This is a genomic window from Aeromonas sp., assembly GCF_051657805.1.
Taxonomy (GTDB): domain Bacteria; phylum Pseudomonadota; class Gammaproteobacteria; order Enterobacterales; family Aeromonadaceae; genus Aeromonas.
In genome coordinates this window covers 1-26,184 of sequence record NZ_JBOFLJ010000052.1, presented here as the reverse complement: position 1 = coordinate 26,184, position 26,184 = coordinate 1, and the positions used below count along the sequence as shown (strand labels likewise).

Genomic DNA, 26,184 nt, shown 5'->3' with positions numbered 1-26,184 from the left:
CATTCACTACGATAGCGCTCAGCACGGCATGGCCTCCGGATCCGGCAAATAGAAACAGACTTCGGTGCCGGGTTCGAGCCGCTTGAGCTGCAGGCCGTCGCCGTACAGCAGCTTGACCCGCTGATGAACGTTCATCAGGCCTATACTGCGACTCTCCACCCGGCCGGCGGCCACCCCATCGATCACCGCCTGGCTGATGCCGTAGCCGGTGTCGCGCACCGCCACCCGTATGCCACCCGCCAGCTGTTTCACCTCTATGGTGACCCGGCCCGGCGCGCTGCGGGGCTGGATGCCGTGCAGTATGGCGTTCTCCACCAAGGGCTGCAGCAGCAGGCTCGGCACCTGAATATGCACGTCATCCACCTCGAACACCACCTCCAGCTTGTCGCCGAACCGCGCCTGCTCGATGGCCACGTAGTCACGCACCTGCTGCAGCTCCTCCTGAATATCGATGAGCTCGTCCCCCTTGTTGAGGTTGTAGCGCAGATAGTCCGCCAGGTTGGCGATCAGCTGGCGCGCCTGCTGGGGCCGGATGCGGATCAGCGACGAGATGGCGTTGAGGGCATTGAACAGGAAGTGCGGGTTGATCTTGCTCTGCAATGCGGTGAACTCCGCCTTGCGGGTCATCTCCTTGAGCTGCTCGATGCGCGACACCTCCATCTGGGTGGAGATGAGCTGGGAGAGGCCCACCGCCATCTCCCGCAGGGAACTGGTGATGCTGTGAGTACGGCGGAAATAGATCTTGAGGGTACCGCTGACCACGCCGTTCTCCCGCAGCGGTATGATGATGACGGAGTGGAAGTCCGACAGATGGTACTGGCGCAGATCGTTGTTGATGATGATCTGATCCAGCAGCACGGCGCGCTGGGTCATGTCGCTGATGGCGTGGTGCTCGTCCAGCTCGTAGTAGCCCTTGCCGATCCCCACGTAGGCCAGCACGTCCCGGGTATCCGTGATGGCCACAGCGTCCGCGCTGATCTCGCGCCTTATCACCTCGCACACCTGGCCGAGGGAGTGGCGATCGATTTTCTGGAAGAAGGGCAGCGTCTGGTTGGCGATATCCAGCGCCAGCTTGGCCTGCTTGGCGGCGATCAGCTCCTTCTCGTCGTCCAGGTCCTGCACCAGCTTGATGATGAGGCCGATACACAGGGTCCCCGCCATCATGGGGTAGGCGATATGGCTGACAATCTCGACCCCGATGGCGTGAGGCTCTGTCAGGATCCATATCAGCAGCATGGTCAATCCCTCGCAGGCCATGCCCGCCAGGATCCCGTACAGCCAGAGCCGCGACTTGCGGCAGCGCAGGTGCAGCCAGGTCGCCAGCAGGCCGGCGATGATGCTGGCGATGAGGCAAGGGATGGAGGTGTGACCATCCATGTCGATGAGGTAGCGGTGCAGGCCAGAGATGACCCCGGCCGGGATGCCGACCCAGGGGCCGAACAGGATGCCCCCCGAGATGATGGCGATGATCCGCACGTTGATGAGGGCTCCCTCCACCGGGATGCCGGTGTAGGTGCTGAACACGGCGAACAGGCAGAAGATGGCGGCGACCATCACCAGCTCCGCCGGGGTGTGATCCCGCTTCTGGAACAGGCGCTGGAAGGGCCGGGTGCGGGTCAGCAGGAACAGGGTCATCAGCATCAGGGCCGCCCGTTCGAACACCGCCAACAACATCATCTGATTTTCGAGCATGGCCCCTCCGGCCGGCGGCCACCAGGGCGCACTATAGGGTGTATGAAGGACTGCCAGGGAAGAGAGGAAACATCGAAATGGCAGCGCTGGAGGCCCCAGTTTACCTCAGACGACCCGCCAAGGGAGCCATTGCGTTGCAGGCTGGCCCGTGCGAGACCAACCTGCGTCATCAACCGGCCAGATAGTGCTCGACCCGCACCGTCTCGCAGAGCGTCCGGATCTGCTCCTGCAGCCGCGCCTCCTCCTCCGTCACCCGCTCATGCTGGCGCAGATGGTCGAGCCAGGAGGGGAGCACGAAGGTCTCGACGAGATCGCCGCTCGCCGGTTCGCGAAACAGGTGCCACTCCTGCCCGCCATCCCGGCGCCGACTCTCGCCGAGCCGACGCAGCAGGGCCCGGCAGGCCGGCTCCTCACCGCCGAGCACCCGGTAGCGCACCAATATCATCACGGGGCCAGCCTGTTGCAGCTCGGGCGCCACCGACGCGGGCTCTGGCCAGTGCCCGCTCGCCTGCAAGGCACGCTCGCCCCCATCCAGGTGCACCCGGCTGGTGAAGGGGATGAGCAGCAGCATGCCGGCGGCGGCCACCAGCAGGGCCACGGTCACATCAAGTTGGCTCGCCAGCTGACCCCAGCCGAGAGAGCCGAGCGCCATGGCACCGGCGAGCACGGTGAGGTAGAGGGAGAGGCCGCGGGCCCGCACCCAGTCCGGCAGCGCCCCCTGCGCGGCTATCATCAGGCTCGACAGGGTGGCAATCCAGCAGGCTCCCGCCAGCAAGGCGGCCAACAGCGCCAGGGGCACCGAGCGGGAGGTGGCCAGCACCAGCAACACCAGCGCCGTCCCCACGGATCCCTGCATCACGATGCGATGGCCCGAGAGGCGGCGACGCAGACGCGGCAACAGCAGGGCCCCCAGCACGGCGCCGAGGCCGACGCTGGCGGTGAGGGCGCCATAGAGGGTGGCATCGCCCCCCAGTTGCAGCCGGGCCACCAGCGGCAGCATGGCCCAGTAGGCGCTGGCAAACAGGAAGAAGGCGCCAGCCCGCAGCAGCACCCCGAGCAGTGGCGGACTGCGGCGGGCGTAACGCAGCCCGGCCACCATGGCGGGCAACACCCGTTCGGCCGGCAACCGAGCGGCGCCACCGGTCTCGCCGGGCCACCACCAGAGCGCCGCCAATATGGCCAGGAAGCTCAGGGCATTGAGCAGGAAGGGCATCGCCATGCCGACCTGGGCGATCAACAGGCCAGCCAGCGCCGGGCCGATGGCGCGGCTGATGTTGATCCCCATGCTGTTGAGGGCGATGCCGGCCTGCAACTCCTTGCGCACCAGCAGGCTCGGCACGATCGCCTGCCAGGCCGGGGCGAGAAAAGCCGCGCCACAGCCGAGCAGGAAGGTGATGAGCAACAAGCCCTGGCTGCTGATCCCGCCCCCCTGCACCCAAAACGCCAGCAGGGCCGCGACCAGCAGCATGGCGCCATTGACCACCAGCAGCAACCGGCGCCGGTCGAGGATGTCGGCCAGGGCGCCGGCCGGCAGCGCCAGCAAGAACACAGGCAAGGTGGTCATGGCCTGCACCGCGGCTATCATGCCGGGATCCGGGTCCAGGCTGGTCATCAGCCAGCCGGCCCCCACGTCGTGCATCCAGGTACCGACGTTGGAAAACAGCGTCGCCAGCCAGAGCACCAGGAAGGGACGCCGCCGAAACGGCGCCCAAGGGGAAACTGTCGGATCAGCCACGATAGCGCTCATCCATCCGCGGCATCTCTATGATGATGGCGTGGCCATGGCCCTGTGGAGCGCTCAGTCGCAAGCTGGCCGGGCCCGTCACCTCGAGGGAATCGCGCTCTGCCAGATCCGTCATCCCCACCAGCACCAGGCTTCCCTCCATGCAGCTGACATAGGCCTGACGCCCCTCGGCCAGTTCGAACACCACCTCGGCATCGGGCCGGGTCAGCTCGGTGACGTGGAAGTTGACGTCCTGATTGAGGTGCAGCGGCGTCGCCGTGCCGCCGTCCAGCGGACTCACCAGGTGCAGCAAGCGGTTCTCCCGCTCGCTGGCCGCCGGTTTGGCGCTGCCATAACGAATGGCCAGTCCCTGCGCCGGTGGCAGGATCCAGATCTGCAGGAAACGGGTCCACTCGTCGTGCCGGTTCAACTCTGAGTGAGTCAGCCCTGTGCCGGCCGTGATGGCCTGGATATGACCGCGCTCCAGCACCTCCTCTTCCCGGGTGACGCTGTCCCAATGAGTCAGCTTGCCGTGCAGCAGGTAGCTGACGATCTCCATGTCGCGGTGCGGATGCCGATCGAAGCCGCTGTGGGGTTTGACGTCATCGTCGTTCACCACCCGCAGCACGCCGTAATGGATGTTGTCCGGGTCATGGTAGTTGGCGAACGAGAAGTGAAAGTAGGTGTTGGCGGGGTGATATTCGCTGGCCGGCAGGTAGTGCAACCGATCGGCCGGGCGCTTGATGAAGGCTGTCATGGGATTCTCCTGGGGGCGCCGAGCGCCCCCGCTGATGAGGATTAGAAGGCGAAGCAGGAGCAGCCGAGGGCGCCCCAGAAAGCCTGGTCGTCGGAAACCGGCATGAAGGCGTTGCGGGCCTTGTCATGCTGATGCTGGTGTACCCCGCAGGGGCCGCAGCATTGGTGTGACTGAGGCTGGGTGCCCACCAGCGCCTGCTGGGCCGAGGCCGGACGATAATGACCGGGCACCAGTCTTGTGGGTGACCAGTCCGGCAGGATCGGCAACTCGGGGGGCGCCATGGTGCCGAAGGGGCCCTGGGCAAACACTATCTTGCCGTCCACTAGGGTCAGCACGGACTCTATCCCCTTGATGGCCTCCTCCGGCACCCGGAAGAAGTCCTCGGAGAGCACCACCAGATCCGCGAGCTGACCCACCTTGAGCATCCCCTTCTTGCCCTGCTCGCTGGAAAACCAGGCGCTGCCGTTGGTCCACAGGGAGAGCGCCGTCTCCCGCGGCAGGCGATTGCTGTCGTCATACATCTGCAGACCACCGACGGTGCGACCCGAGACCAGCCAGTAGAGCGCGGTCCAGGGGTTGTAGCTGGCGACCCGGGTGGCGTCGGTACCCAGGCCAACCGGCACCCCGGCCTCCAGCATGCGGGTGACCGGCGGGGTGTGGGAGAGCGCCTCCCGGCTGTAACGTTCGGCGAAATACTCCCCCTGGAAGGCCATGCGGTGCTGGATGGCGAGGCCGCCACCGAGGGCCTTGACCCTCTCTATGTTGCGCTCACTGATGGTCTCGGCATGGTCGAAGATCCAGTGCAACCCGTTGAAGGGAATGTCGCGATTCACCTTCTCGAACACGTTCAACATGCGCGAGATGGACTCGTCATAGGTGGCGTGCAGGCGAAATGGCCAGCGATGCTCCACCAGATGGCGCACCACCCGCTCCAGCTCGTCTTCCATGCCGGGGGGCAGGTCCGGGCGCGGCTCGAGGAAGTCCTCGAAGTCGGCGGCGGAGAAGACCAGCATCTCGCCGGCCCCGTTGTGGCGGTAGAAGTCGCTGCCGCTGCCCGGCGCCAACATGTCGGTCCAGCGCTCAAAGTCCTCCAGCTCCTGCTTCGGGCGCTGGGTGAAGAGGTTGTAGGCGATGCGGATGCTGAGCTGACCCGCCTTCTCCAGCTCCTCGATGATCTGGTAGTCCTCCGGGTAGTTCTGGAAGCCGCCGCCGGCGTCGATGGCGCTGGTGACGCCGAGCCGGTTCAGCTCACGCATGAAGTGGCGAGTCGAGTTGAGCTGCGTCTCATAGGGCAGCTTGGGCCCCTTGGCCAGGGTGGCGTAGAGGATCATGGCGTTGGGGCGGGCGATCAGCATGCCGGTCGGGTTGCCCTGGGCATCCCGCTGGATCTCGCCACCCGGCGGATTCGGCGTCTCCCGGGTATAGCCGACGGCACGCAGGGCGGCGCGGTTGAGCAGGGCGCGATCATAGAGGTGCAACACGAAGACCGGGGTATCCGGCGCGGCCTGGTTGAGCTCCTCCAGGGTCGGCATGCGGCGCTCGGCAAACTGGAATTCGGACCAGCCGCCCACCACCCGCACCCACTGGGGATGGGGGGTGCGCTCGGCCTGGACCTTGAGCATGCGTAGCGCCTCGGCGAGGGATAGCACCCCTTCCCAGCGCAGCTCCAGGTTGTAGTTCAAGCCGCCGCGGATCAGGTGCAGGTGGGAGTCGTTGAGGCCGGGAATAGCTGTGCGCCCCGCCAGGTCGATGACCCGGGTCTCGGGGCCGGCATGGGTCATCACCTCGGCATCCGTGCCCACGGCGATAAATTTGCCGGCGCGGATGGCGACGGCGCTGGCCAGGGGGTTGGCGGGATCCACGGTATGCAGATCGCCATTCATCAGGATCAAACTTGCGTGATGGGACATGATGGGTTCTCTCAATCTTGGTTGGCAGGGGCCAACCAGCCGGCAAGCCAGCGGGTGATCATTGGCATCCAAAAATAGACCACCAGGGCGACGACGGTGGCGTCGGTCAACAGGTGTCCAAGCGGGGTGCCGTCCAAAGAGGGCAACAGTTGATACCATACCCAGGGCACCAGATGGGTGCTGGGAAAGATCACCGCCAGGGTGACCAGAAACTGCTTCCAAGCCGGTGGCTGGGAGGTATCGCCCCGCGCCGGGGTGAACCAGAACTCGCTGCCCTGCCTCACCTCCAACCGGTCATCCCCCTGCAACAGGGGCCGGATCTCGTCCACCAGCAGCTGGCGACGACGGGAGCGGCTCCAGCCATAGAGGCTGTCGAGGTCACGAAAATGCAGGGAGATGGTATAGGCCCCCTCCTCGCCCGCCGGCCTGATGACATTGACGCCCTGATGCCCCTCAAAGCCCGCGGCCGCGGGGACGATACGGGCGAGCCAGGCCTCGTAGCGGGGGCGATCGGCCGGCGCGACGCGATGGCGGATCACCAGGGTGACGGCAGTGTCCATGGGGACTCCTCGGGGAGTGACGGCACCCTGGGGTGCCGTCTGTGCGGGTTTATTTGAGGTCGCGCTGGGGAGCCTTGTGCACCATGGTGTAGGCGTAATCCACCCCCATGCCGTAGGCACCGCTGTGCTCGCGCACCAGATCCATGACGGCGTCATAGGTCTCCTTGCGGGACCAGTCGCGCTGGTACTCGAGCAGCACCTGCTGCCAGGTCACGGGCACGGCGCCGGCCTGCACCATGCGATCGATGGCGCGCTCGTGGGCATCGACGCTGGTACCGCCCGAGGTATCGGTCACCACATAGACCTCATAGCCCTCCCCCAGCGCCATCAGGGCCGGGAAGGTGAGGCACACCTCGGTCCACAGGGCGGAGATGATCAGCTTCTTGCGCCCGGTGGCCTTGACCGCGGCGACGAAGGCACCATCTTCCCAGGAGTTCATGGAGCTGCGCTCGATAGGCTTGTTCTCTGGGTGCACCGCCAGCAGCTCGGGCCAGATATAGCCGCTGAAACTCTCGGTCTCGACCGAGGTGTAGATGGTCGGTACCTTGAAGATCTTGCCGGCCTTGGCCAGCGCCACCGTGTTGTTCTTCAGTTGCTGGCGGTCGATGTTGGCGACCCCGAAGGCCATCTGCGGCTGATGGTCGATGAAAATCAATACCGAGTTGTGCGGATCGATCAGTTCATGGATAGACATATATTCACCTTTGCTTGCAGTTCAGGAACGAGTTAGAGACTATGGGAGATATCCATTCATTGATATTAGAAATATTTTCACATCTCCTTCGATAAAATGTGACAAGTCGTTTCTGATATCAGCCGGAGCCATGCAAGATGAAGTTAAGTCTGGATGCACTATTGGTGCTGGAAGCCATCGAGAAATATGGCAGCCTGACGGCGGCAGCCGAAAAGTTATTTAAAACCCCTTCGGCATTGAGCTATACGGTACAGAAACTGGAAAATGATCTCTCATTGACCCTGCTCGATCGTTCCGGTCACAAGATGGCGTTTACCGAGAATGGCCTGATTATTCTGGAGAAAGGCCGCGAGCTATTGAATTCCGCCCGCATCATCGAACAGCAGATCGATTATCTGAAACACTTCGACGCCTCCCTGACCATAGGAGTCGACATCGCCTTCCCCTTCCACCTGCTGCCCCCGCTGCTGGAGAAGTTCTACGCCCAGTTTCCCCATGTCAGCCTGGTGTTCGTGCGGGAAATACTGGATGGGGTCTGGACCGGCCTGATAGAGAACCGCTTCGATCTGGTGCTGGGTGCGCTCAGCAAGCCGCCCACCGTCAGTCACCTCGCCTATCGGGCCCTCGGTCACCTTGACCATGTCTTCGTCCATGCGCCGACCCATCCTTTGGCATCCGTGCCCCTGCCCCTCTCCCCCAAGGAAATCAAGAAGCACAGGGCCATCACTGTGGGCAACTCCCGCCAGGATATCCAGACCGATCTGCTGATCGACAAGGATCAGGCCACCATCAAGGTCGACAGCTTCGAGGCGAAGCAGCAGTTATTGCTGGCCGGCATAGGTTGCGGTTATTTGCCTGCTTATTTGACCACCCCCCATGTCAACGCCGGGCGCCTGATAAGTCACGCCATCGATGGCCGTTGTATTCGCGAGACGGCCTATATCGGCTGGAATAATGAAAAGAAAGCCGACTTTGTTTTATGGTGGCTGGATGAAATCACTCGACTGGATAGACTTGAAGAAGTCTACAGCTAGTAATAAGGATAATTACGACGACGGTATTAAATAATGTTTGACTCCCTCCAAGACATATTTAAAAGTTATTTTGGACGGGTGAGTCAAATATTAAATTTTTACATTGTGGCGTTTATTACGTCCATCAATATAATATGGCACTTCAATATTAAATAACAGCGGCACCCTGCGGTGCTGCTGTTATTGATGGAACAAGTCACTCCCCTTTATCTCGTGGGCAGTCATTTCTGTGGTGCCACTCACCGAACCTCAATGCCCCGGCGGGGCCTCCAGACGGGATGACCCCGTCAGGGGGACAGGGTCGCGAGCCTGGCCGCGAAGCCCATGAAGAAGAAGCCGATCAAGCCGTTGCCGAGGCGTGCCAGCACCTGCTTGCGGCGGAAGAAACGGGCCATCAGGGTGCCGCCGAAGATCAGCAGGGTCAGGTAGACGAAGCTCATGGCCTCCAGCATGCCCGCCAGCACCAGGTAGGAGATCCAGGTGTGGGCATAGTTGAAGTCGATGAACTGCACGAAGAAGGAGACGTAGAACAGGATCGCCTTGGGGTTGGTCAGGCTCAGGGTCAGCGCCTTGCCAAAGTAGTTCTCCCCCAGCGGTGCCTCGGCCTCTTGCTCCCCCTTTCTGGCGATGAAGTTCGCGTGCAATATCCTGATGCCCAGGTAGAGCAGATAGAGGGCACCCAGGTAGCGCACCAGGGTGAACAGCAGCGGCGTGGTGCGAATGAGGGAGGCGATGCCGAGATAGGCGCAGAAGATGAGGATGGCATCGCCGACGAAGACCCCGAGGGCGGCCTTGTAACCGGCGCTGATGCCACGGGTCGCCCCGGTGCGCAGCACATAGAGGGAGTTGGGGCCAGGCGCTATGATGATGAAGAAGAGACCGACCAGATAGGTCCAGACATTGATAACCCCAAGACTTTCAAACATATACTCCCCCGATGGGGAAAGGATCCGGTCAACCGGGGTCCTTCCCAGAAGCTGAACATGTGACCGTCCCATACTAAGCCTCCACCGGCAAAGCACAAGGGTGCAACCCTGAGAGATGATCGGTCATCTGCCGGATGGCGGTTGCGGGTGCTCGCCCATTCGTCATCTTCTCTTTACCCGTCGACGGGCATCCCACGCATTTTTGCTGTGTCCAGACGAGCCGGGATCAGGCATGGTAGAGGGATCCCCAAAACAACAGACATACCCACTCATGGAAAAGAGCCTCAGCACCGACAGCCCACTCGCCGCGACCCCGGTAGCCGACCCCCAGCACGGCACCACGTACCCGGTGATTGCCGCCATCAGCTTCTCGCACCTGCTCAACGACATGATGCAGTCCGTGCTGCTGGCCATCTATCCCCTGCTCAAGCTCGGTCTCAATCTGTCGTTCGCCCAGATAGGTCTCATCACCCTGACCTACCAGTTCACGGGATCCCTGCTGCAGCCGCTGATCGGCCTCTACACCGACCGCAGACCCATGCCCTATTCCTTGCCGTTCGGCATGGGATTCACGATGCTCGGCCTGCTGTCGCTCTCCCAGGCCATCAGCTTTGGCGCCGTGCTGCTGTCGGCCATGCTGATCGGCATGGGCTCGTCGGTGTTCCACCCGGAATCCTCGCGGGTCGCCCGCATGGCCGCCGGCAATCAGCCCGGCCTGGCCCAATCCCTGTTCCAGATAGGGGGCAACCTGGGCTCGGCCATAGGGCCGCTGCTCGCGGCGCTCATCATAGTACCGCAGGGCCAGGCCAGCGCGGCCTGGTTCTCGCTGTTCGCCCTGGTCGGCGTCGTCGTGCTCAGCTTCGTCGGGCGCTGGTCCAGCCATCATGGCGCCAGCTTCCGCAAGCGGATGAAGGCCCATGTCGGCAACGGCCTGAGCCGCAGCCAGATCGGCTGGTCCCTGGCCATCCTCGGCCTGCTGATGTTCTCCAAGTTCTTCTACATGACCAGCCTGAGCAGCTATTACACCTTCTACCTGATGGACAAGTTCAGCCTGCCCCTCGATAGCGCCCAGCTCTATCTGTTCGCCTTCCTGTTCGCCGTCGCGGCGGGCACAGTGCTCGGCGGGCCGCTCGGTGACCGCATCGGTCGCAAGCGGGTGATCTGGATCTCCATCCTCGGGGTCGCCCCCTTCACCCTGCTGCTGCCCCACGTCGACCTGTTCTGGACTTCGGTCCTCTCGGTCATCATCGGCCTGATCCTGGCGTCGGCCTTCTCCGCCATCCTGGTGTACGCCCAGGAGCTGGTGCCCGGCAAGGTCGGCACCATATCAGGCCTGTTCTTCGGCTTCGCCTTTGGCATGGGGGGCATAGGGGCGGCCCTGCTGGGCCAGTTGGCAGACGCCACCAGCATAGAGACCGTGTACCAGCTCTGTGCCTACCTGCCGCTGATCGGTCTGCTGACCGTGTTTCTGCCGACCCTGAAGAAGGGTTAGCCACCGATGGCGGATGCCAAGGCGCACCACAGCAGATAAAACAGGGAAATCAGTGGGATAAGGCGAGAAGTTGCGAGCCGCGAGATAAAAAACGAAGGCTCGTGCGTACAGGGAGCAAGCCGCCCCTGAATCCCTCGGTGCAGACGGCCAGTGCCAGCCGCAGCGTCGTGAATCAATCAGGCCGCCCTGTGGGACGGCCTGATTGATCTGGATGACTCAGCCAAGAGGGCGCGTCAGCAATACTGGCCGGCGACCCAGCCGGAGGACCAGGCCCACTGGAAGTTGTAGCCACCGAGCCAGCCGGTCACGTCCACCACCTCGCCGATGAAGTAGAGGCCCAGTACCTTGCGCGCCTCCATGGTCTTGGAAGAGAGCTCGTTGGTATCCACGCCCCCCAGGGTCACCTCCGCGGTGCGATAGCCCTCGGTGCCGTTCGGCAGTATGGGCCAATCCCCCAGCAGGCTGGCGATGGCCGCAAGCTCCCGCTCGTTGTACTGGCGCATCGGCTTGTTGATGAGCTGACCCAGCTCCACCAGCTTGTCGACGAAGCGCTTGGGCAGCTCGCGACCGAGCACGGTTCTCAGCTCCTGGGCCGGATGAGCCTCGGCCCAGCACTTGATGGCCGCGGGAATATCCAGATCCGGCAGCAAGTTGATATGAATCCTCTGCCCTGGCAGCCAGAAAGAGGATATTTGCAGGATGGCCGGGCCGGAGAGGCCGCGGTGGGTGAACAGCATGGCCTCCTTGAAGCAGGTGCCGTCTTCCGCGGTCACCGCCACCGGCAGGCTGACCCCGGCCAGATCGGCGAAGGCCTCCTTCTCGGCCTGATGCAGGGTGAAGGGCACTAGGCCGGCGCGAGTCGGCAGCACCTGGAGGCCGAACTGCTCCGCCAGCTTGAAGCCATAGGGGGTGGCGCCGAGCTTGGGCATGGAGAGGCCACCGGTAGCCACCACCAGGGAGTGGCAGCGGATCTCTCCCTTGCTGGTGTCGAGCAGGAAGCCGTCGTCCCGCTTGCTGACGGCGAGCACCTCGGTCTGGTACTGCTGGGTCACCCCGGCCCATTCACACTCGGTGAGCAGCGCCTCGACGATCTCTTTCGCGCTCTCGTCGCAGAACAGCTGCCCCAGGGTCTTCTCGTGATAATTCACCCCGTGCCTGTCCACCAGATCGATGAAGTCCTGCTGGGTGTAGCGCGCCAGCGCCGACTTGCAGAAGTGGGGGTTGGCCGAGAGGAAGGCGTGAGGGCCGGCCTGATGGTTGGTGAAGTTGCAGCGGCCGCCGCCGCTGATCAGGATCTTGCGGCCCGGCTTCTTGGCGTTGTCCAGCAGCAACACGGAGCGCCCCCGGTAACCGGCCTGGGCCGCACACATCAAACCGGCCGCACCGGCCCCGATCACCACCACATCCACTTGCATCATCACAACCTTGTTTATCAAAAAATCATCGAACCGGGACGGCAAAAGGCCCCCGGTCATGCCAGGCGGCATGGCCCCTCCATCGAGAGCCCTGTCATCATGGGCAAAAAACCGAGGCCGCCCCTGCACCAATAACAACGGCCCTCGAGAGGGCCGTCATTGTACTGGCTGAACACTAAGTGTCCACGACTATCAGGCGTTGCCGTCCATGATGCTGGCCGGGGCGCCCTTGGCCAGTTCGGCCAGTTCCTTGTCGATGAAGTAGAGACCCTTGCCATCTTCACCCACCAGAGACAGGCGGTCGACGATGCTCTTGAACAGCTTCTCTTCTTCGTGCTGCTCGGCCACGTACCACTGCAGGAAGTTGAAGGTGGAGTAGTCCTGGGTGGTGAAGGCCACGTGGGCCAGGCCGTTGATGCACTTGGTGATGTGGTACTCGTGCTCCAGGGTGGTGCGGAAGATGTCGCCGAGGGAGTTGAACTCGTGGGGAGGCGCCTCGATGGCCCCCAGCACCGGCATGGCGCCGGTCTCGCTCACATAGGTGAACAGGCGCTCCATGTGCTGGCGCTCCTCGACCGCGTGCTGGCGCAGGAAGTTCGCCGCCCCTTCAAAGCCCTTGTCCTCACACCAGGCGCTCATCTGCAGGTAGAGATTGGATGAATAGAATTCCAGATTGATCTGCTCGTTCAACTTCTCGATCATGGCTTTGGCCAACATGATGATTCTCCAGGGTGATGGGTTCCCGATTGTCGCCACTGTTTTACCACGAATCAACACCGGGTGTGTGATACGAACCCGAGTTGTGATGGCCACCCTCTCATCTTTCCCCCCATACGGGTATAGAGAAGAAAAGAGGCATGGTGTAGCCGGACTCAGCCTCTATGATGGCGCCAGTGGTCAGGAAGAAGATGCAATGAGACTGGTGATGGCACTGGCGCTGCTCTGGATAACCCGGTTGCAGGCGGCTCCCCCCTTGTTTGACGAGACGGAATTAGCGGCGGCGCGCGACCCTGCCGGCTATTTGCAGCGCCTCGACGCCGAGCCACGCCAGGGGATGGAGTTGTTCCATGCCAGATCCCTGGCCAAGGCGGCGCTGGGACGCCATCCCGACGCCCTGATCGACAACGCCCGCGCCCGCACTCTGGCCGCCGCCCACAGGGAGACCACCCGGCTGCTGGACTTCCGGTTGCAGCAAATTGCCCTCACCCTGGAGACGGAAGCCCCCCGTCAGGCCCTCAGGCTGCTGGCACGGCTGCAGCCCGCGCTCATGGGTCATCCGGATCAACTCGCCCAGTGGCACTCCCTCAACGGCCTCGCCCTCTATCGCACCGGTCAGCTCAAGGAGGCCATCGGCGAGCTCAAGACCGCCTATCACCTCTATCAGCAGGCCCCGGAGACGGCTCTCTCCAGCCTGCAATGCGCCCGCCTGCTGATGACACTCGGCAACCTCTATGCCGACCTTCGTCTCCATGAGGAGTCAGAGACCTATTATCAGGATGCCCTGCGGTTGATTGTGCGGCTGGATGAACCCAACAGCCAGAGCATCATCAAGGCCAACATGGCGCGGCTCTACATCGACATGGACCAGCCGGCAAAGGCGCGGCAGTTGCTTGATGCCCTGCTCGGGCGCCCAGGACTGTCGCCGGACTATCGCGCCATCGTGCTCGGCTATCAGGCCATGGCCCTCAATGGGCTGGGAGAGTGGGAAGCGGCCTGGCAGAGCCTGAACGAGGCGCAGGCCATCTATCAGCGGCTCGGCTACCCCCAGGCGGCCTCCCGCCTGACCGAGACACGGGCCAGGACCCTGCAGGGACGCGGCGAGAAGCAGCTGGCACTGCAGTTGCTGAGGTCCCAGACCGATGGCACCACCATAGAGGGCAAGGCACTGCAGGCCAGCCTGCTGGCGGATCTGGGGCGCTACCCCGAAGCCTACCGGGCCATGACCGAGTACATGCGGGATTACCAGCAGCACTTCAACCAGACCCTGAGTCAGCACGCCAGCGCCTTCCAGGCCGAGCGGGAGCTGGCGCGAAGCGAGGCCAGCAACCGCGCGCTGCAGCAGGAGAACGATCGCAAACGCCAGCAACTGCTGTATCAGCAGAGCGCCCGTTACTATCAGCTGATGCTGGTCTTCCTGCTGGGGGTAGCCCTGATCCTGCTCGGTTTCACCACCCACAGGCTGCACCGCAACTCGCGCCACCTCTACAAGCTCGCCACCTTCGATCAGCTGACCGGGCTGCCAAACCGGCGCGCCTTGATGGAGCGGCTGGCGCACCAGTGGCAACTGAACCAGCCGCTGACCCTGCTCATCATCGACATCGATCACTTCAAGCAGATCAACGACCGCCACGGCCATCAGACCGGGGATCTCGCCATCCAGCGACTGGCACAGGAGCTGAAGCAGTGGGCCCCGGATCTGCAACAGATAGGGCGCTGGGGGGGTGAGGAGTTTCTGGTGGCCATGGCCCTGGACGGAGCCCACTGCTGGAAGCTGGCCGAGCAGTTGCGGCTGCGGATCGAACGGCTGCAAACCCCCGCCATCACCATCAGCATCGGAGTGGCGGAGCGATCCTCCGCCGATGCCAGCCTGAGCCAGCTGATCCACAGGGCCGACATGGCCATGTATCAGGCCAAACGCCAAGGCCGCAACCAGACCATACTGGCGCGATCTCCCGACGCACCAGCCAAGCCAGTCCCCAGCGTGGCCTGAGGGCCCTCGCTATCTGCCTGGCCCGCATGGCCCCGTATCAGACAAGATGGGGGAGCAACCGGGTCATACCGGCGCGCACTCCCGACGCACCAGCCGAGCCAGTCCCCAGCGTGGCCTGAGGGTCAGGGCGCCAGCTCGGTCAGGGCGTCAACATTGACCGGCGCGCCGTAGTCCACCTCCGGCAGGTCGAAGCCGTTGAGCTCCATGAAATCCCGCTTCAAGCCAGCGAAATCCCCCAGGCTCTGGAAGTTGTCCGGCGTGACCTTGGACCAGAGGGTGGAGACCGCCGCCTGAATGGCCGGGTCCAGCTCGTGATCGTCCATGCGGATCAGGCGATTGCCATCGGCCACCACCCCCTTCTGGCCATACATCTTGTCGGCGAACAGCCGCCGCATCTGCTCGATGCAGCCCTCGTGCACCCCGCGCTCCTTCATCACCCCCATCAGCAGGCCGAGGTACACGGGTAGCACAGGGATGTAGGCGCTCGCCTTGGTCACCAGCGCCTTGCACACCGACACCCAGGCGTGGCCACCCAGCTCGGCCAGTTGCAGATTGATGGTCTCGGCGGTGGCGTGCAGGTGCTCCTTGGCGTAGCCGATGGTGCCATCCCGATAGAGGGGATAGGTGGATTCCGGACCTATATAGGAATAAGCCACCGTCTGCACACCCTTTGCCAGACAATCCGCCTGCTGTAGCGCCTGCAGCCAGAGTTGCCAGTCCTCACCACCCATCACGGTGACGGTATCGCGGATCTCCTCGGGGCTGGCGGCTGCCAGGGTCTGCTGCACCAGGGAATCCCGTTCCAGATCCAGCCCCCAACCGGTGAACGGTTGGCCCGTGGTCTTGAGCACGGAGCGCACCTGGGTGCCGTCAGGCATCACCCGGATACCGCTCGCCAGGGAGTAGATCACCAGATCCACCTGCCCCAACTGCTGGCGAATCGCTTTGATGGCCTGCTGGCGCATGGCGTCCGAGAAGGCGTCACCGATCAGGTTGACGGCGATGCGCCCCTCCTGCTCCGCCGCCTGGCGAAACCAGATGTTGTTGTACCAGCCCGCACTGCCGAGCCCCTTGTCCGACGGCCCACGCTCGAACGAGACCCCTATGGTGTCGGCGCCGGCCCCGAAGGTCAGGGCGATGCGGGATGCCAGCCCGAAACCGGACGAGGCTCCCAGGATCAGTACCCGCTTCGGGCCGTTGAAATGGCCCGTCGCCCTGACGCTGGCGATCTGCCGGGCGACCGCGGCGCGACAGCCGATGGGGTGACAGTTGCGGGCGACACAGCCCTGGATCTGAGGATGAATAATCATGAGCGACCTCCGCGTGAACTGGCTACAGCATAGCCATGACGGAGCAGATTACCTTGATATGAAGGGGGTCGGAGCAGAGAAAGGAAGGTAGAAAAACAAGAGGGAGCACTAGGCTCCCCAAAGCGGTATTCAGATGCTTTTTGTTGTTTTGTGTTCATTGCGAAGCACGGGCACATCCTATTCCCCCGATCTTGTCACGACAATAGTCTGGCGTGATCGGCTTCATGTTTCTGGCTAATTTATATGCAACCCCATGGCTTGGGCGGCAAGCTGGCTTCACAGGACTCCCCTACCAATGCCCCACATTGTGACACCGGGGTCGTTTTAGTTTCAGCAGACATTGGTATAGTGGACTCAGGATCGATGAGGAGAACTCCCATGAATGGTACCTATTACAAACACGTACTGGCCGCGATCGACCTGTCGGAAGACAACCGCAAGGTGATCGAGAAGGCGGTCGACCGGGCCCGCTCCAACGGCGCCAAGCTGTCGGTGATCCATGTGGATGTGGACCTCAAGGATCTCTACACCGAGATGATCGATATCGACATCGACAACGTGCAGGATCAGGTGATCGCCGAGGCGAAAGAAAAGCTGGAAGCCTTCCTGGCATCGGTGGATTACCCCATCGAGAAGAAGCTGGTGATCTGCGGCGATCTCAGCGAGCGGGTCAACCAGGCGGTCAAGGATTACCAGATCGACCTGCTGGTGTGCGGCCATCGCCAGAGCTTCTGGAGCCTGCTCACCTCGAGCGCGCGCCAGCTGATGAACACAGTGCCCTGCGATCTGCTGGTCGTCCCCTTGCAGAAGTGATCAAACGGGCGTAGCTTGTTTAACCATGAACACGATCGCTTTCAATCACAACTACTGGTGGTGCTGCTCTTAAACAGGCGGCACCGCTTTTCTATGTGAAATTTACGACAGAAAACACCGTGACCGCCGAGAGGCGGTCAATTGTTTTCATCCTTTGTCGCCTCCCGGCCCACCCCAACTGGAGAGAGTGACATGCACAACCCCATCATACTGACTGGCGACAGACCCACCGGCAAACTGCACATAGGCCACTACGTCGGCTCCTTGCGCCAACGGGTGGAAGCCCAGTCCCACTACCGCCAGTTCGTGATGATCGCCGATCTGCAGGCCCTGACCGACAACGGCCACAACCCGGCCAAGGTGACCGACAACGTGCTGGAGGTGATGGCCGACTACCTAGCCGCCGGCCTGGATCCCGCCAGGACCACCTTCTGCCTGCAGAGCGCCCTGCCCGCCCTCGCCGAGCTCACCTGCTACTACCTGAACCTGGTCAGCGTCGCCCGGCTGGAGCGCAACCCCACGGTGAAGGCCGAGATCCAGCAAAAAGGGTTCGAGCGCAGCCTGCCCGCCGGCTTCCTGGTCTACCCGGTCAGCCAGGCCGCCGACATCACGGCGTTTCGCGCCACCCATGTGCCGGTCGGCGAGGATCAGCTGCCCATGCTGGAGCAGACCAACGAGATAGTGCGCCGCTTCAACACCCTGGTCGGCAAAGAGGTGCTGACCGAGTGCCAGCCCATACTGAGCGACACAGGTCGCCTGCCAGGCATCGACGGCAAGGCCAAGATGTCCAAGTCCCTCGGCAACACCATAGAGCTCGGCATGTCGGCGGATGAGGTCAAGCAGGCGGTCTTCGCCATGTATACGGACCCCAATCACCTCAGGGTGAGCGATCCGGGCCAGGTGGAGGGCAATACTGTGTTCGCCTATCTGGATGCCTTCCACCCGGACAAGGCCCTGGTGGCGGAGATGAAGGCCCATTACCAACGCGGCGGCCTCGGCGACATGCGCTGCAAGCAGGTGCTGAACGACTGCCTGCAGACCCTGCTCGCCCCCATGAGAGAACGCCGCCAGGCGGCCATCGCCGACAAGAGGCAGCTGCTGGCGCTATTGCATCTAGGCACCCAGCAGGCCCGCGCCCTCACCGACGAGGTACTGGCCGAGGTCAAGGGGGCCATGGGGCTGGATTACTTCGCCGGGTTGCGCTGAGCCGGCGTGCCCAACGCGGCGTCGCCGTAACGTTCGAAGGCGAGCAGGTGCAGCAGGCTCTTGAACCAGCGGATCGCCTCGTCGTGGGCGCTCAAGGGGTGGCCCGCCATCAGGTAGACGATGGGGATGGCGGGCTCCAGCTGATGGAGCCGCAGCGGGTAGTAGCGGCAGAAGTGACGCCCTATCATCTCGGGCACCACCACCAGGTAGCGGCCGGTCGCCATCAGCTGCGGCACCGCCATGAAGCTCGGCAGCCTGGCCCCCAGCTCCCTCGCCACCCCGAAGCGGGCCAGCCAGAGCTCCACCATGGCCTGGCTGTGACCCCAGCTGGAGGTGTAGATGTGGGGACGGCTCACCAGTTCCCCCGGCCCCAGCACGTTCGGCAGGGCACTGCCGAGGGGTGACAGGCAGACCAGAGGATTGGTGAACCACTCCTCGCGCCACAAACGGGGGGAGAGGTGGTTGGCATCGGCAAACCCGATCACCAGATCCAGCTCTCCCTTCTCCAGCTCCCGTTCGTAATCGCTGTTCGCCAGCTCGCACACCTCCAGCCGGCAGGCCGGCGCCAGCTGGTGCATGCGCTCCACCAGGGTCGGCACCAGGCCGTGCTCCACCGAGCCCGGGGTGGCGATGCGAAACACCCGCTGGGCGCTGGCGGGATCGAAACCATTGGCCTGTCGCAAGCCCTGCTCCAGCATGGCCAGCGCCTGGCGCACCGGCCCGGCCAGCGCCTTGGCGCGATCCGTGGGCATCATCTCCCGCCGGCTCATGACGAACAGAGGGTCATCCAGCGCGCTGCGCAGCCGGCCGAGGGCGTGGCTGACGGTGGACTGGGAGAGGTGCAGCCGCTCGGCGGCACGGGTGACGTTGCGCTCCTGCATCAGCATGTCGAACACGGTGAGCAGGTTGAGGTCGAGGCGGGAGAGGGGTTGTTCCATCGATAATGGCCATAGTCGGATGACGACAATTCATTTTAGGCATAGTAGCAGATTGCATAGAATGCGCGGGCGAATTACATCGGAGATTAAAATGCGTAGCTATCTGTTGTTGCTGGCGATAGGCCTGTTGTGGGGCTCCCAGTTCATCTTCATGCATCAGGCCGTGGCCGAACTTCCCCCCATCATGGTGGCCGCCATTCGTGCCCTGTGCGGCAGCCTGACCCTGGGTCTGCTCTGCCTCTTCATGCGTCTCAAGAGCGAGCACACCCGCTGGCGTACCTATATGTGGATCGCCCTGCTCGATGCCACCATCCCCTTCATCATGGTCGCCTGGGGTCAGCAATACGTGGACAGTGCCATCGCCGCCGTGGTGATGGGTTGTATCCCCTTTGTCACCATCTTGATGGCACCGCTGTTGGTTTCCGGTGAAAAAATCACCAAGGGTGGTCTGCTCTCCGTGGTCATCGGCTTCATCGGCGTGCTGGTGCTGTTCTGGCCGAAGCTGTCAAATGGCATGGATGCGGGCCTGCTCGGCGCCGTCGCCATCCTGTTCGGTGCCAGCTGCTTCGCCATCGGCCTGCTGATGATCAAGCGCTTCGCCAAGGACCACCCCGTGGTGGTGGCCCGCAACATCCTGATCTCCTCCGCCGTGCAGCTGCTACTGGCCGCCCCCTTCGTCACCGATCTGGGCGCCCTCACCCTGCCGAGCAGCCAGGCCATCAGTGCCGTGGTAGTGCTGGGGGTCTTCTGTACCGGTCTGGTCTACTTCCTCTACATGGCGCTGATCCAGAAGGCGGGCCCGACCTTCGCCTCCTTCAGCAACTACCTGGTGCCCCTGTTCGGCGTCATGCTGGGTGCCCTCTTCCTCGGCGAGCAGATCCAGTCCACCACGGGCGTGGCGCTGGCGCTGATCCTGGGCTCGGTCGCCCTCAACCAGTGGGCCCAGCAGCGCCGCGCCCAGCGGGAGGCGGCCCTATGTCAGGCATCCTGACCACCCTGTGCGGCGGTCTGGTACTGATCGCCGGCTGGCAATACAAGCACCGACTGGCCGGGCTGCTCGGCCTGCTGATGCTGACCCTGCCCTGGCTGTTCGACAGCAAGCTGCAGGCCATGCTGAGCTATGCCCTGAATGCCTGAGCACTCCGTCTGAATGTGTGACGAGAGCCTGTCTCTCTGTTTTTTGGGACCGTTTTAAAAAAACCTCCGATTTGTCCCTTCAACCGGCGCCCTGCGCCGGTTTTTTTATGGCTGCCCGCCATGGCGCGCATCAAACACCATGTTTGCGAGGAAGCCTTCGCTTCCACCGGATCTGATTAGCGTTTAGATACCAAGCCATAGCGGTACTCTAGCCGCTCGTTCTTGCGCGGACCTGTTATCTCCCAGCTGAGCAGAAAACCGTTCTCGGCTGGCGTCAGCTCGGCGCTGTAGTGATCCTGACCGCACAGGTGCGCCTCGGCGGTGAGCCAGCGCCCGTCCGGTTGGGGCAACAGCTCGAACAACAGCACCGGGGCCTCATGGCGCAGATGGGAGAGGCTGATCCCCAACTCCCCCCGCTGCCACCAGAAGCGATTGTGCATGGCAAGCACCCGGCCATGGGGGGTGGTGTAACGGCCCTGCTCGGCAAACAACCAGCCTCCCCGGTGATCGGTCACCAGCACCTCCCCCTCGCCCCGACCATTCCAGTCGGTGGCGGATCCCGCCCCGTTCTTCGCCTCGAAGGCAAATGCTCCGATCTGTGGCAACAGGTCCCATAAACGCTGGATCGCGACGTCCAACTCGGCCATCATAGCGCCCTCCAAATTGACAACTGACGACATTTCAATCACATGAACTACTTGATAGGGGTTACCCTGCTCTGGTCATTCTCCTTCAGCCTGATCGGGGTCTACCTCGCCGGCCAGGTGGATGCCTACTTCTCCGTGCTGACCCGCATCGTCCTCGCCAGCCTGGTGTTCCTTCCCTTCCTCCGTCGCCGCTGGCTGCGCCCCGACCTGGTGGCCAAGCTGATGGCCCTCGGCGCCATCCAGCTCGGCATCATGTATCTGTTCTATTACCACTCCTTCCTGCTGCTGACGGTGCCGGAAGTGCTGGTGTTTACCATCTTCACCCCCATCTACGTGACCCTGATCCACGATCTGCTGGAGTCCAGGTTCAAGCCCACCTATCTGTGGGGGGCCCTGCTGGCGGTGCTGGGGGCGGCCGTCATCCGTTTCGACGGCCTGACCGAGAGCTATGTGATGGGATTCCTGGTGGTGCAGGGGGCCAACCTCTGCTTTGCCCTCGGCCAGGTCGGCTACAAGGTGCTGCTGGCGCGGGAGAAGGAGCAACCGCCCCAGCTCGCCGTATTCGGCTGCTTCTATCTGGGGGCCCTGGTGATCGCCCTGCCCGCCTGGTGGCTGCTGGGGCAACCCCAATACCCCACCAGCAACCTGCAGTGGGGCATCTTGCTCTGGCTGGGGGTGGGGGCATCCGGACTCGGTTACTTCCTGTGGAACAAGGGGGCGACCCTGGTCAGCAGCGGCGTGCTGGCCATCATGAACAACGCCCTGATCCCGGCCGGCTTGCTGGTCAACCTGGTGCTCTGGGGCAAGGATACCGACCTGCTCAGGCTCAGCCTGGGGGCTGTGCTGATGCTGGCCTCCCTCTGGATCTGCCAGCGCCAACCCAAGCTCAGTGCGAACTGACATTCAAGGGACCCAGGGGCCTGCCGATGCAGGCCCTCTTTGGTCCTACAGGTGTCAGCCGGTGAGTGAGCGCTGACTAAAAATCAGCCGACGACGGCGTTGTGCTCCCGTTTGGCCTGACCGTGACAGGAGGCCAGACGGGCCAGCAGGTGATCGATCTGCTCGGCATTCTGGCTCTGCACCAGGCCGATGCTGACGGTCACCGGCCGCTCCGGCAGCAGGCTGGCGTCGGCAATCTCGAGGCGCAGACGCTCGGCGATCTCCAGGCCGCTCAGGCGATCGGTCTGGGACAGCATCAGGATGAAGCCATCCTCATCCCAGCGGGCGAAGGGGTCTTCCCGGCGCAGCTCGTGGCGCACTATGCGGGCCAGCTTCGCCATCATGGCGTCACAGGCCACCTCGCCAAACAGCTGCAGTATCTTGCTGCGGTGATCCACGGTGAACTGCAGCAGGCAGAAGCTGCCGCTCTCGCTGGCGAGCCGCTCATCCAGCAGCAGCTCGAAGTGACTGCGGCTCTCCAGCCCGGTGAGGGGATCCGTGTCGTGGCGATCACCATGCTGAGGCAGGCTCGCATCCAGATGGCGTATCACCCCCAGCAGCCCGCCCTCGGCGTCGCGGCGCACCCGCTCCTCCAGCCGCACATAGTGGCCCTGATGATGCAGGATGCGGTATTCGAGGCGCAGCCCCTGGCTGTGGCCCGCCTGACAGGCCCGGATGGCTTCCGCCAGCCGAGTGCCGTCGTCCGGATGCACCCGCGCCAGCCAGCCGAGGTCGTCCAGGGCATTGCCGTCCAGCCCCAGCAGTTGCAGGCAGGAAGGATCCCGTCTCAGCCCCTGCTCCGCCGACCAGGTCCAGATCCCGGCCTCCAGCATCGCCATCGCCTCCGTCATCAGGGACGCATCGAGCCGGATCACGGCCTCTACCCAGGGGGTCTCATACCTTTCCATCACTTGCCTCAACACCGGATTTGAATATCTGCTCAATAAGTAACATTGGCCCTTGCGCCGAGCAACAGGCTCAGCCTGCTTTTCCCTGACCACAGCCCATCAACGCCTGCAAGCTTACCGCCACGAAAGGGGAGCCAGCATGCAATCGGGAGTCAGCCCGCTTTTCCCTGGTAGCCGTCCATCAACGCCTGCCAGTTCTCAGGCACGAAATGGAAGCTGGTATGGAGCTGGGACTCCTTGTTGAAGGAGCGCAGCAGCCGCTCCAGATTGGCCTGCTGCCAGCTGCCGGGGGAGCGGATGGCCCCCTTGTCGAAGTCGATCACCCACACCTTGCCCTCCTTGTCGAGCAGCAGGTTGTGGCTGTTGAGATCCGCATGATAGACGCCGGCGTCGTGCAACTGCCTGATGGTCTTGCCCACCCTGTGCCATACCTCGCAGGCAATGCTGCCCTGCTTGAGCAGGGCCACCAGATCCTTGGCACCGCGGATGCGCTCGATCAGGATGTCGGCGCGGTAGAAGGGGCCCTGCTTGGCCATGCGGGCCGCGAACGGGCGCGGCACCGGCAGCCCCTGCTCGCTCAAGGTGGCCAGCAGACTGAATTCGGCCATGGCCCTGCTGGTCTCCACCCCCTCGAACCAGAAGCGATCCCGCACCACCTTGCCCACCATGCCACCACGGTAGTAGTGGCGCAGCACCAGATGGCGCGACTCATCCTTCACGAACCAGGTCACCCCACGGCCGATGGAGGAACCCACTACCTGCCGATGGGTCTGCCACCAGGCCGGATCGAACAGGGCGGGAGAAGGGTCGCGAAATACCCCTTCGGCATACCAACAGATCTGGTTCTGGACTGTCTGTGTCAACATTATCAAGGTTCCGGTCGATAGTGAGCGCAATGTGATGGGTGCGATCTTCCAGCAGGAGGGCCTGCCGGGCAGGGTTGGCGCAATTTTACAATCCACAAGGGAGTTTGCATAATGCCATCCATCCATTCTGCCACCCTTGCGCCACATCATGCCGTTGTTCCAAACGCCACCTTCTTCCCTCTGCATCCTGCGGCTCTCCGCCATCGGAGACTGCTGCCACGCGCTAGCGCTGGTGCGCGTCATCCAGCGGGAATGGCCAGAGACCCGCATCACCTGGATCACCGGGAAGATCGAAGCGACACTTTTTGCCGACCTGCCCGGGGTGGAGGTCATCGCCTTTAACAAGAGCAAGGGGTGGCGCGGCTATCGTGAGCTGTGGCAGACCCTCAAGGGGCGCAGGTTCGATGCCCTGCTCCACCTGCAGGCCGCCCTGCGTGCCAGCATCGCCACCCTGGGCATCAGGGCCAAGGTCAAGCTCGGTTTCGACAAGGCGCGGGCCAACGACGGCCAATGGCTGTTCACCAACCACAAGGTGCCCTCTCCCGCCTCCCCCCATGTGCTGGACGGCTTCCTCGCCTTCGCCAGGGAGCTCGGCATTCGGGATCTGACCCCGGACTGGCAGCTCCCCATCAGCACCGAGCATCTGGCCTGGGCCCGGGAGAAGATCGCCGGCAAGCCCACCCTGCTCATCTGCGCCGCCGCCAGCAAGGCGTTCAAGAACTGGACGGCGCAAGGCTATGCCGATCTCGCCGATCACGCCACGGCCAAGGGTTTTCAGGTCTATCTGTGCGGCGGCCCCGCCAAATTGGAGCGGGACCTGGCCGCAGAGATCCAGCGACTCGGCCAGAGCAAGCCGGCGGATCTGGTGGGTCAGACCAACCTCAAGCAGCTGCTGGCACTGATCAAGGAAGCCAGCCTGGTGCTGGCCCCGGATACCGGCCCCACCCACATGGCGACCCTGGTGGGCACCCCTGTCATCGGTCTCTACGCCCATCACAACCCGGAGCGCACCGGCCCCTATCTGTGTCGGGAGCACGTGGTCAGCGTCTATCGGGAGCTGATCGAACAGGAGACCGGCAAGCCGCTGGCGGAGCTCGACTGGCGCACCCGCCTCAAGTATCCGGACGCCATGAGCAAGATAAGCAGCGATCGGGTCATCGCAGCCTTCGATCGGATCTGCGCGGCCCATGGGTTGCCGAACGGGCAAAAACTCGAAAATCCCGAGGAATGAGGCAGGGATAACCTGCTGGCCGTCCCTGTCCGATCGAGGCAGAATCCCGCCTTGTGGGTAACGCTCCCGCAGCAAGCTACGAATACTTTGATCGGCTGGAATATGATTCCGGCCGTTTTTTTATCCGCCACCATCTGCTAAAATTCGCCGCCTTTACATCCTACCGGCTCCAACTTTTCCGCGTTTTGCGAGCGACTGTCTCCCTCTCGGGCACAAGACGGCGGCCTCTGCTACAACCAAAACACGGCAACGCTTAAAGGTACAGACATGGCGCAACAAGGCACCCTCTATATCATCTCCTCCCCGAGCGGGGCGGGTAAGTCCAGCCTGCTCAATGCCTTGCTGACCCAGCATAACGACGCAGGCAAGATGCAACTCTCCGTCTCCCACACCACCCGCACCACCCGCCCGGGGGAAACCCACGGGGTGCACTACCACTTCGTGGCGGTGGACGAGTTCAAGGCGCTGATCGAACGCGGTGACTTCCTGGAGTGGGCCGAGGTGTTCGGCAACTACTATGGCACCTCCCGCGCCGCCATCGAGGCCTGCCTGTCTCAGGGCATCGATGTCTTCCTCGACATCGACTGGCAGGGTGCCCGCCAGATCCGCGAGCAGATGCCGACCAAGTCCATCTTCATCCTGCCCCCGAGCCGCGAAGAGCTGGAACGCCGCCTCGTCGGCCGCGGCCAGGACAGTGCCGAGGTGATCCGGGGCCGGATGGAGAAAGCCATTGCCGAAATGGTGCACTACGACGAGTATGACTATGTCATTATCAACGAAGACTTTGAGCAGGCGCTGTTCCAGCTCAGAGCCATCATAGAGTGCCAGCGGCTGGAATTGCACCAGCAGCAGCAGGCCCAACAAAACTTGCTGCAACAGCTACTGGCAGAATAGGCCAAAAACAAGTAAACTTTTGCGTCATTTTTAAACACCGCTTTTTTAAACCGAGAAAGCCCAAACACTGGAGTCCTGCATGGCACGCGTTACTGTAGAAGATGCTGTAAAACAGGTAGGTAACCGTTTTGACCTGGTGCTGGTCGCCGCGCGCCGCGCCCGTCAAATCGCGGTACAAGGTAAAGATCCCCTGGTCGACGAAGAGAACGACAAGCCGACCGTGATCGCCCTGCGCGAAATCGAACTGGGTCTGGTGAACAACCAGGTGATGGACACCCAGGACCGTTACGAGCAACAAGAGCAGGAAGCCGCCGAGCTGGCTGCCGTTGCTGCCATCGCCGAAGGTCGCGGTTAAGTCATCTTGCCGGTCGGCACCCGCCCG

The 26,184-nt window shown here is 62.9% G+C and carries 25 protein-coding genes; 11 read left to right on the top strand and 14 right to left on the bottom strand.

Annotated elements, in window-relative coordinates; all coding sequences use genetic code 11:
* Positions 1-18: 18 nt before the first annotated feature.
* From ACRCYW_RS15890 to ACRCYW_RS15865, 6 genes are all read right to left on the bottom strand, one after another.
* Entirely contained in the window at positions 19-1,692 is a 1,674-nt protein-coding gene (locus tag ACRCYW_RS15890; protein ID WP_167388964.1) for a sensor histidine kinase, read from the bottom strand.
* Between the two features lie 169 nt (positions 1,693-1,861).
* Complete coding sequence (locus tag ACRCYW_RS15885) at positions 1,862-3,427, bottom strand: MFS transporter (protein ID WP_438551015.1); 1,566 nt, start codon at positions 3,425-3,427, stop codon at positions 1,862-1,864.
* A complete protein-coding gene (locus ACRCYW_RS15880; protein ID WP_438551014.1) occupies positions 3,420-4,172 on the bottom strand; it encodes a pirin family protein in 753 nt (250 codons plus the stop codon). The genes ACRCYW_RS15885 and ACRCYW_RS15880 overlap by 8 nt, the downstream gene beginning before the upstream one ends.
* A 41-nt stretch (positions 4,173-4,213) precedes the next feature.
* Positions 4,214-6,082, bottom strand: a complete 1,869-nt coding sequence (locus tag ACRCYW_RS15875) for an amidohydrolase (RefSeq protein ID WP_438551013.1) — start codon at positions 6,080-6,082, stop codon at positions 4,214-4,216.
* 11 nt (positions 6,083-6,093) lie between these two features.
* Positions 6,094-6,642 (bottom strand): antibiotic biosynthesis monooxygenase, encoded by a 549-nt coding sequence (locus tag ACRCYW_RS15870; protein ID WP_438551012.1) that lies wholly within the window; start codon positions 6,640-6,642, stop codon positions 6,094-6,096.
* A 49-nt stretch (positions 6,643-6,691) separates the two neighbouring features.
* Positions 6,692-7,336 carry a hydrolase gene (locus ACRCYW_RS15865; RefSeq protein ID WP_438551011.1) on the bottom strand — a complete coding sequence of 215 codons (645 nt, stop codon included), beginning with the start codon at positions 7,334-7,336 and terminating at the stop codon, positions 6,692-6,694.
* Positions 7,337-7,473: 137 nt separating this feature from the next.
* Here ACRCYW_RS15865 and ACRCYW_RS15860 point away from each other — a divergent pair, with 137 nt between their 5' ends.
* A complete protein-coding gene (locus tag ACRCYW_RS15860) occupies positions 7,474-8,370 on the top strand; it encodes a LysR family transcriptional regulator (protein ID WP_438551010.1) in 897 nt (298 codons plus the stop codon).
* A 287-nt stretch (positions 8,371-8,657) separates the two neighbouring features.
* Here ACRCYW_RS15860 and leuE read toward each other — a convergent pair whose 3' ends face one another.
* A complete protein-coding gene (leuE, locus tag ACRCYW_RS15855; RefSeq protein ID WP_438551009.1) occupies positions 8,658-9,296 on the bottom strand; it encodes a leucine efflux protein LeuE in 639 nt (212 codons plus the stop codon).
* 271 nt (positions 9,297-9,567) lie between these two features.
* Here leuE and ACRCYW_RS15850 point away from each other — a divergent pair, with 271 nt between their 5' ends.
* Positions 9,568-10,788, top strand: a complete 1,221-nt coding sequence (locus tag ACRCYW_RS15850) for an MFS transporter (protein WP_438551008.1) — start codon at positions 9,568-9,570, stop codon at positions 10,786-10,788.
* Positions 10,789-11,021: 233 nt separating this feature from the next.
* Here the strand turns inward: ACRCYW_RS15850 and ACRCYW_RS15845 are convergent, their stop codons facing one another.
* Together ACRCYW_RS15845 and ftnA are read right to left on the bottom strand one after the other, a co-directional pair.
* Complete coding sequence (locus ACRCYW_RS15845; RefSeq protein WP_438551007.1) at positions 11,022-12,206, bottom strand: NAD(P)/FAD-dependent oxidoreductase; 1,185 nt, start codon at positions 12,204-12,206, stop codon at positions 11,022-11,024.
* 189 nt (positions 12,207-12,395) lie between these two features.
* Positions 12,396-12,920 (bottom strand): non-heme ferritin, encoded by a 525-nt coding sequence (ftnA, locus tag ACRCYW_RS15840; protein ID WP_100861602.1) that lies wholly within the window; start codon positions 12,918-12,920, stop codon positions 12,396-12,398.
* 208 nt (positions 12,921-13,128) lie between these two features.
* Here ftnA and ACRCYW_RS15835 point away from each other — a divergent pair, with 208 nt between their 5' ends.
* Positions 13,129-14,913, top strand: coding sequence for a diguanylate cyclase domain-containing protein (locus tag ACRCYW_RS15835; protein WP_438551022.1), 1,785 nt, complete (start codon positions 13,129-13,131; stop codon positions 14,911-14,913).
* Between the two features lie 122 nt (positions 14,914-15,035).
* On the opposite strand, the gene fabV is transcribed toward ACRCYW_RS15835, so the two are convergent.
* Positions 15,036-16,223, bottom strand: a complete 1,188-nt coding sequence (gene fabV / locus ACRCYW_RS15830; RefSeq protein ID WP_438551006.1) for an enoyl-ACP reductase FabV — start codon at positions 16,221-16,223, stop codon at positions 15,036-15,038.
* Positions 16,224-16,601: 378 nt separating this feature from the next.
* Here fabV and ACRCYW_RS15825 point away from each other — a divergent pair, with 378 nt between their 5' ends.
* Both ACRCYW_RS15825 and trpS read left to right on the top strand, forming a co-directional pair.
* Positions 16,602-17,036 carry a universal stress protein gene (locus tag ACRCYW_RS15825; RefSeq protein WP_033130880.1) on the top strand — a complete coding sequence of 145 codons (435 nt, stop codon included), beginning with the start codon at positions 16,602-16,604 and terminating at the stop codon, positions 17,034-17,036.
* 192 nt (positions 17,037-17,228) lie between these two features.
* Entirely contained in the window at positions 17,229-18,242 is a 1,014-nt protein-coding gene (gene trpS, locus ACRCYW_RS15820) for a tryptophan--tRNA ligase (RefSeq protein WP_438551005.1), read from the top strand.
* Here trpS and ACRCYW_RS15815 read toward each other — a convergent pair.
* On the bottom strand, positions 18,221-19,180 hold the full coding sequence (locus ACRCYW_RS15815) for a LysR family transcriptional regulator (RefSeq protein WP_438551004.1): 960 nt from the start codon (positions 19,178-19,180) through the stop codon (positions 18,221-18,223). The two genes, trpS and ACRCYW_RS15815, sit on opposite strands and share 22 nt — an antisense overlap.
* A 91-nt stretch (positions 19,181-19,271) precedes the next feature.
* Between ACRCYW_RS15815 and ACRCYW_RS15810 the strand changes: the two genes are divergently transcribed.
* Together ACRCYW_RS15810 and ACRCYW_RS15805 are read left to right on the top strand one after the other, a co-directional pair.
* Positions 19,272-20,171 carry a DMT family transporter gene (locus ACRCYW_RS15810; RefSeq protein ID WP_438551003.1) on the top strand — a complete coding sequence of 300 codons (900 nt, stop codon included), beginning with the start codon at positions 19,272-19,274 and terminating at the stop codon, positions 20,169-20,171.
* Positions 20,156-20,317: a hypothetical protein gene (locus tag ACRCYW_RS15805; protein ID WP_438551002.1), complete on the top strand. Its 162-nt coding sequence runs from the start codon at positions 20,156-20,158 to the stop codon at positions 20,315-20,317. Before ACRCYW_RS15810 ends, ACRCYW_RS15805 begins: the two co-directional genes overlap by 16 nt.
* Before the next feature lie 176 nt (positions 20,318-20,493).
* Here ACRCYW_RS15805 and ACRCYW_RS15800 read toward each other — a convergent pair whose 3' ends face one another.
* A complete protein-coding gene (locus tag ACRCYW_RS15800) occupies positions 20,494-20,964 on the bottom strand; it encodes a DUF6314 family protein (RefSeq protein ID WP_438551021.1) in 471 nt (156 codons plus the stop codon).
* 42 nt (positions 20,965-21,006) lie between these two features.
* On the opposite strand from ACRCYW_RS15800, the gene ACRCYW_RS15795 reads away from it, so the two are divergent.
* Positions 21,007-21,864, top strand: a complete 858-nt coding sequence (locus ACRCYW_RS15795) for a carboxylate/amino acid/amine transporter (protein ID WP_438551001.1) — start codon at positions 21,007-21,009, stop codon at positions 21,862-21,864.
* Positions 21,865-21,947: 83 nt separating this feature from the next.
* Here the strand turns inward: ACRCYW_RS15795 and ACRCYW_RS15790 are convergent, their stop codons facing one another.
* A complete protein-coding gene (locus ACRCYW_RS15790; RefSeq protein WP_438551000.1) occupies positions 21,948-22,811 on the bottom strand; it encodes a GGDEF domain-containing protein in 864 nt (287 codons plus the stop codon).
* A gap of 152 nt (positions 22,812-22,963) precedes the next feature.
* Entirely contained in the window at positions 22,964-23,677 is a 714-nt protein-coding gene (locus ACRCYW_RS15785; RefSeq protein ID WP_438550999.1) for a 3-deoxy-D-manno-octulosonic acid kinase, read from the bottom strand.
* A gap of 148 nt (positions 23,678-23,825) precedes the next feature.
* On the opposite strand from ACRCYW_RS15785, the gene ACRCYW_RS15780 reads away from it, so the two are divergent.
* The 3 genes from ACRCYW_RS15780 to rpoZ all read left to right on the top strand — a co-directional run bounded on the left by ACRCYW_RS15780 (position 23,826) and on the right by rpoZ (position 26,157).
* Positions 23,826-24,908, top strand: coding sequence for a glycosyltransferase family 9 protein (locus ACRCYW_RS15780; RefSeq protein WP_438550998.1), 1,083 nt, complete (start codon positions 23,826-23,828; stop codon positions 24,906-24,908).
* 267 nt (positions 24,909-25,175) lie between these two features.
* Complete coding sequence (gmk, locus tag ACRCYW_RS15775; protein WP_438550997.1) at positions 25,176-25,802, top strand: guanylate kinase; 627 nt, start codon at positions 25,176-25,178, stop codon at positions 25,800-25,802.
* Between the two features lie 79 nt (positions 25,803-25,881).
* Positions 25,882-26,157 (top strand): DNA-directed RNA polymerase subunit omega, encoded by a 276-nt coding sequence (gene rpoZ, locus ACRCYW_RS15770; protein WP_005307060.1) that lies wholly within the window; start codon positions 25,882-25,884, stop codon positions 26,155-26,157.
* Positions 26,158-26,184 lie beyond the last annotated feature (27 nt).

What these genes read in the sequence shown, in the direction of transcription:
- ACRCYW_RS15890 (WP_167388964.1), bottom strand. Translation starts at nt 1,692, where the DNA reads ATGCTCGAAAATCAGATGATGTTGTTGGCGGTGTTCGAACGGGCGGCC.
- ACRCYW_RS15880 (WP_438551014.1), bottom strand. Translation starts at nt 4,172, where the DNA reads ATGACAGCCTTCATCAAGCGCCCGGCCGATCGGTTGCACTACCTGCCG.
- ACRCYW_RS15875 (WP_438551013.1), bottom strand. Translation starts at nt 6,082, where the DNA reads ATGTCCCATCACGCAAGTTTGATCCTGATGAATGGCGATCTGCATACC.
- ACRCYW_RS15870 (WP_438551012.1), bottom strand. Translation starts at nt 6,642, where the DNA reads ATGGACACTGCCGTCACCCTGGTGATCCGCCATCGCGTCGCGCCGGCC.
- ACRCYW_RS15865 (WP_438551011.1), bottom strand. Translation starts at nt 7,336, where the DNA reads ATGTCTATCCATGAACTGATCGATCCGCACAACTCGGTATTGATTTTC.
- ACRCYW_RS15860 (WP_438551010.1), top strand. Translation starts at nt 7,474, where the DNA reads ATGAAGTTAAGTCTGGATGCACTATTGGTGCTGGAAGCCATCGAGAAA.
- leuE (WP_438551009.1), bottom strand. Translation starts at nt 9,296, where the DNA reads ATGTTTGAAAGTCTTGGGGTTATCAATGTCTGGACCTATCTGGTCGGT.
- ACRCYW_RS15850 (WP_438551008.1), top strand. Translation starts at nt 9,568, where the DNA reads ATGGAAAAGAGCCTCAGCACCGACAGCCCACTCGCCGCGACCCCGGTA.
- ACRCYW_RS15845 (WP_438551007.1), bottom strand. Translation starts at nt 12,206, where the DNA reads ATGATGCAAGTGGATGTGGTGGTGATCGGGGCCGGTGCGGCCGGTTTG.
- ftnA (WP_100861602.1), bottom strand. Translation starts at nt 12,920, where the DNA reads ATGTTGGCCAAAGCCATGATCGAGAAGTTGAACGAGCAGATCAATCTG.
- ACRCYW_RS15835 (WP_438551022.1), top strand. Translation starts at nt 13,129, where the DNA reads ATGGCACTGGCGCTGCTCTGGATAACCCGGTTGCAGGCGGCTCCCCCC.
- fabV (WP_438551006.1), bottom strand. Translation starts at nt 16,223, where the DNA reads ATGATTATTCATCCTCAGATCCAGGGCTGTGTCGCCCGCAACTGTCAC.
- ACRCYW_RS15825 (WP_033130880.1), top strand. Translation starts at nt 16,602, where the DNA reads ATGAATGGTACCTATTACAAACACGTACTGGCCGCGATCGACCTGTCG.
- trpS (WP_438551005.1), top strand. Translation starts at nt 17,229, where the DNA reads ATGCACAACCCCATCATACTGACTGGCGACAGACCCACCGGCAAACTG.
- ACRCYW_RS15815 (WP_438551004.1), bottom strand. Translation starts at nt 19,180, where the DNA reads ATGGAACAACCCCTCTCCCGCCTCGACCTCAACCTGCTCACCGTGTTC.
- ACRCYW_RS15810 (WP_438551003.1), top strand. Translation starts at nt 19,272, where the DNA reads ATGCGTAGCTATCTGTTGTTGCTGGCGATAGGCCTGTTGTGGGGCTCC.
- ACRCYW_RS15805 (WP_438551002.1), top strand. Translation starts at nt 20,156, where the DNA reads ATGTCAGGCATCCTGACCACCCTGTGCGGCGGTCTGGTACTGATCGCC.
- ACRCYW_RS15800 (WP_438551021.1), bottom strand. Translation starts at nt 20,964, where the DNA reads ATGGCCGAGTTGGACGTCGCGATCCAGCGTTTATGGGACCTGTTGCCA.
- ACRCYW_RS15795 (WP_438551001.1), top strand. Translation starts at nt 21,007, where the DNA reads ATGAACTACTTGATAGGGGTTACCCTGCTCTGGTCATTCTCCTTCAGC.
- ACRCYW_RS15790 (WP_438551000.1), bottom strand. Translation starts at nt 22,811, where the DNA reads ATGGAAAGGTATGAGACCCCCTGGGTAGAGGCCGTGATCCGGCTCGAT.
- ACRCYW_RS15785 (WP_438550999.1), bottom strand. Translation starts at nt 23,677, where the DNA reads ATGTTGACACAGACAGTCCAGAACCAGATCTGTTGGTATGCCGAAGGG.
- ACRCYW_RS15780 (WP_438550998.1), top strand. Translation starts at nt 23,826, where the DNA reads ATGCCGTTGTTCCAAACGCCACCTTCTTCCCTCTGCATCCTGCGGCTC.
- gmk (WP_438550997.1), top strand. Translation starts at nt 25,176, where the DNA reads ATGGCGCAACAAGGCACCCTCTATATCATCTCCTCCCCGAGCGGGGCG.
- rpoZ (WP_005307060.1), top strand. Translation starts at nt 25,882, where the DNA reads ATGGCACGCGTTACTGTAGAAGATGCTGTAAAACAGGTAGGTAACCGT.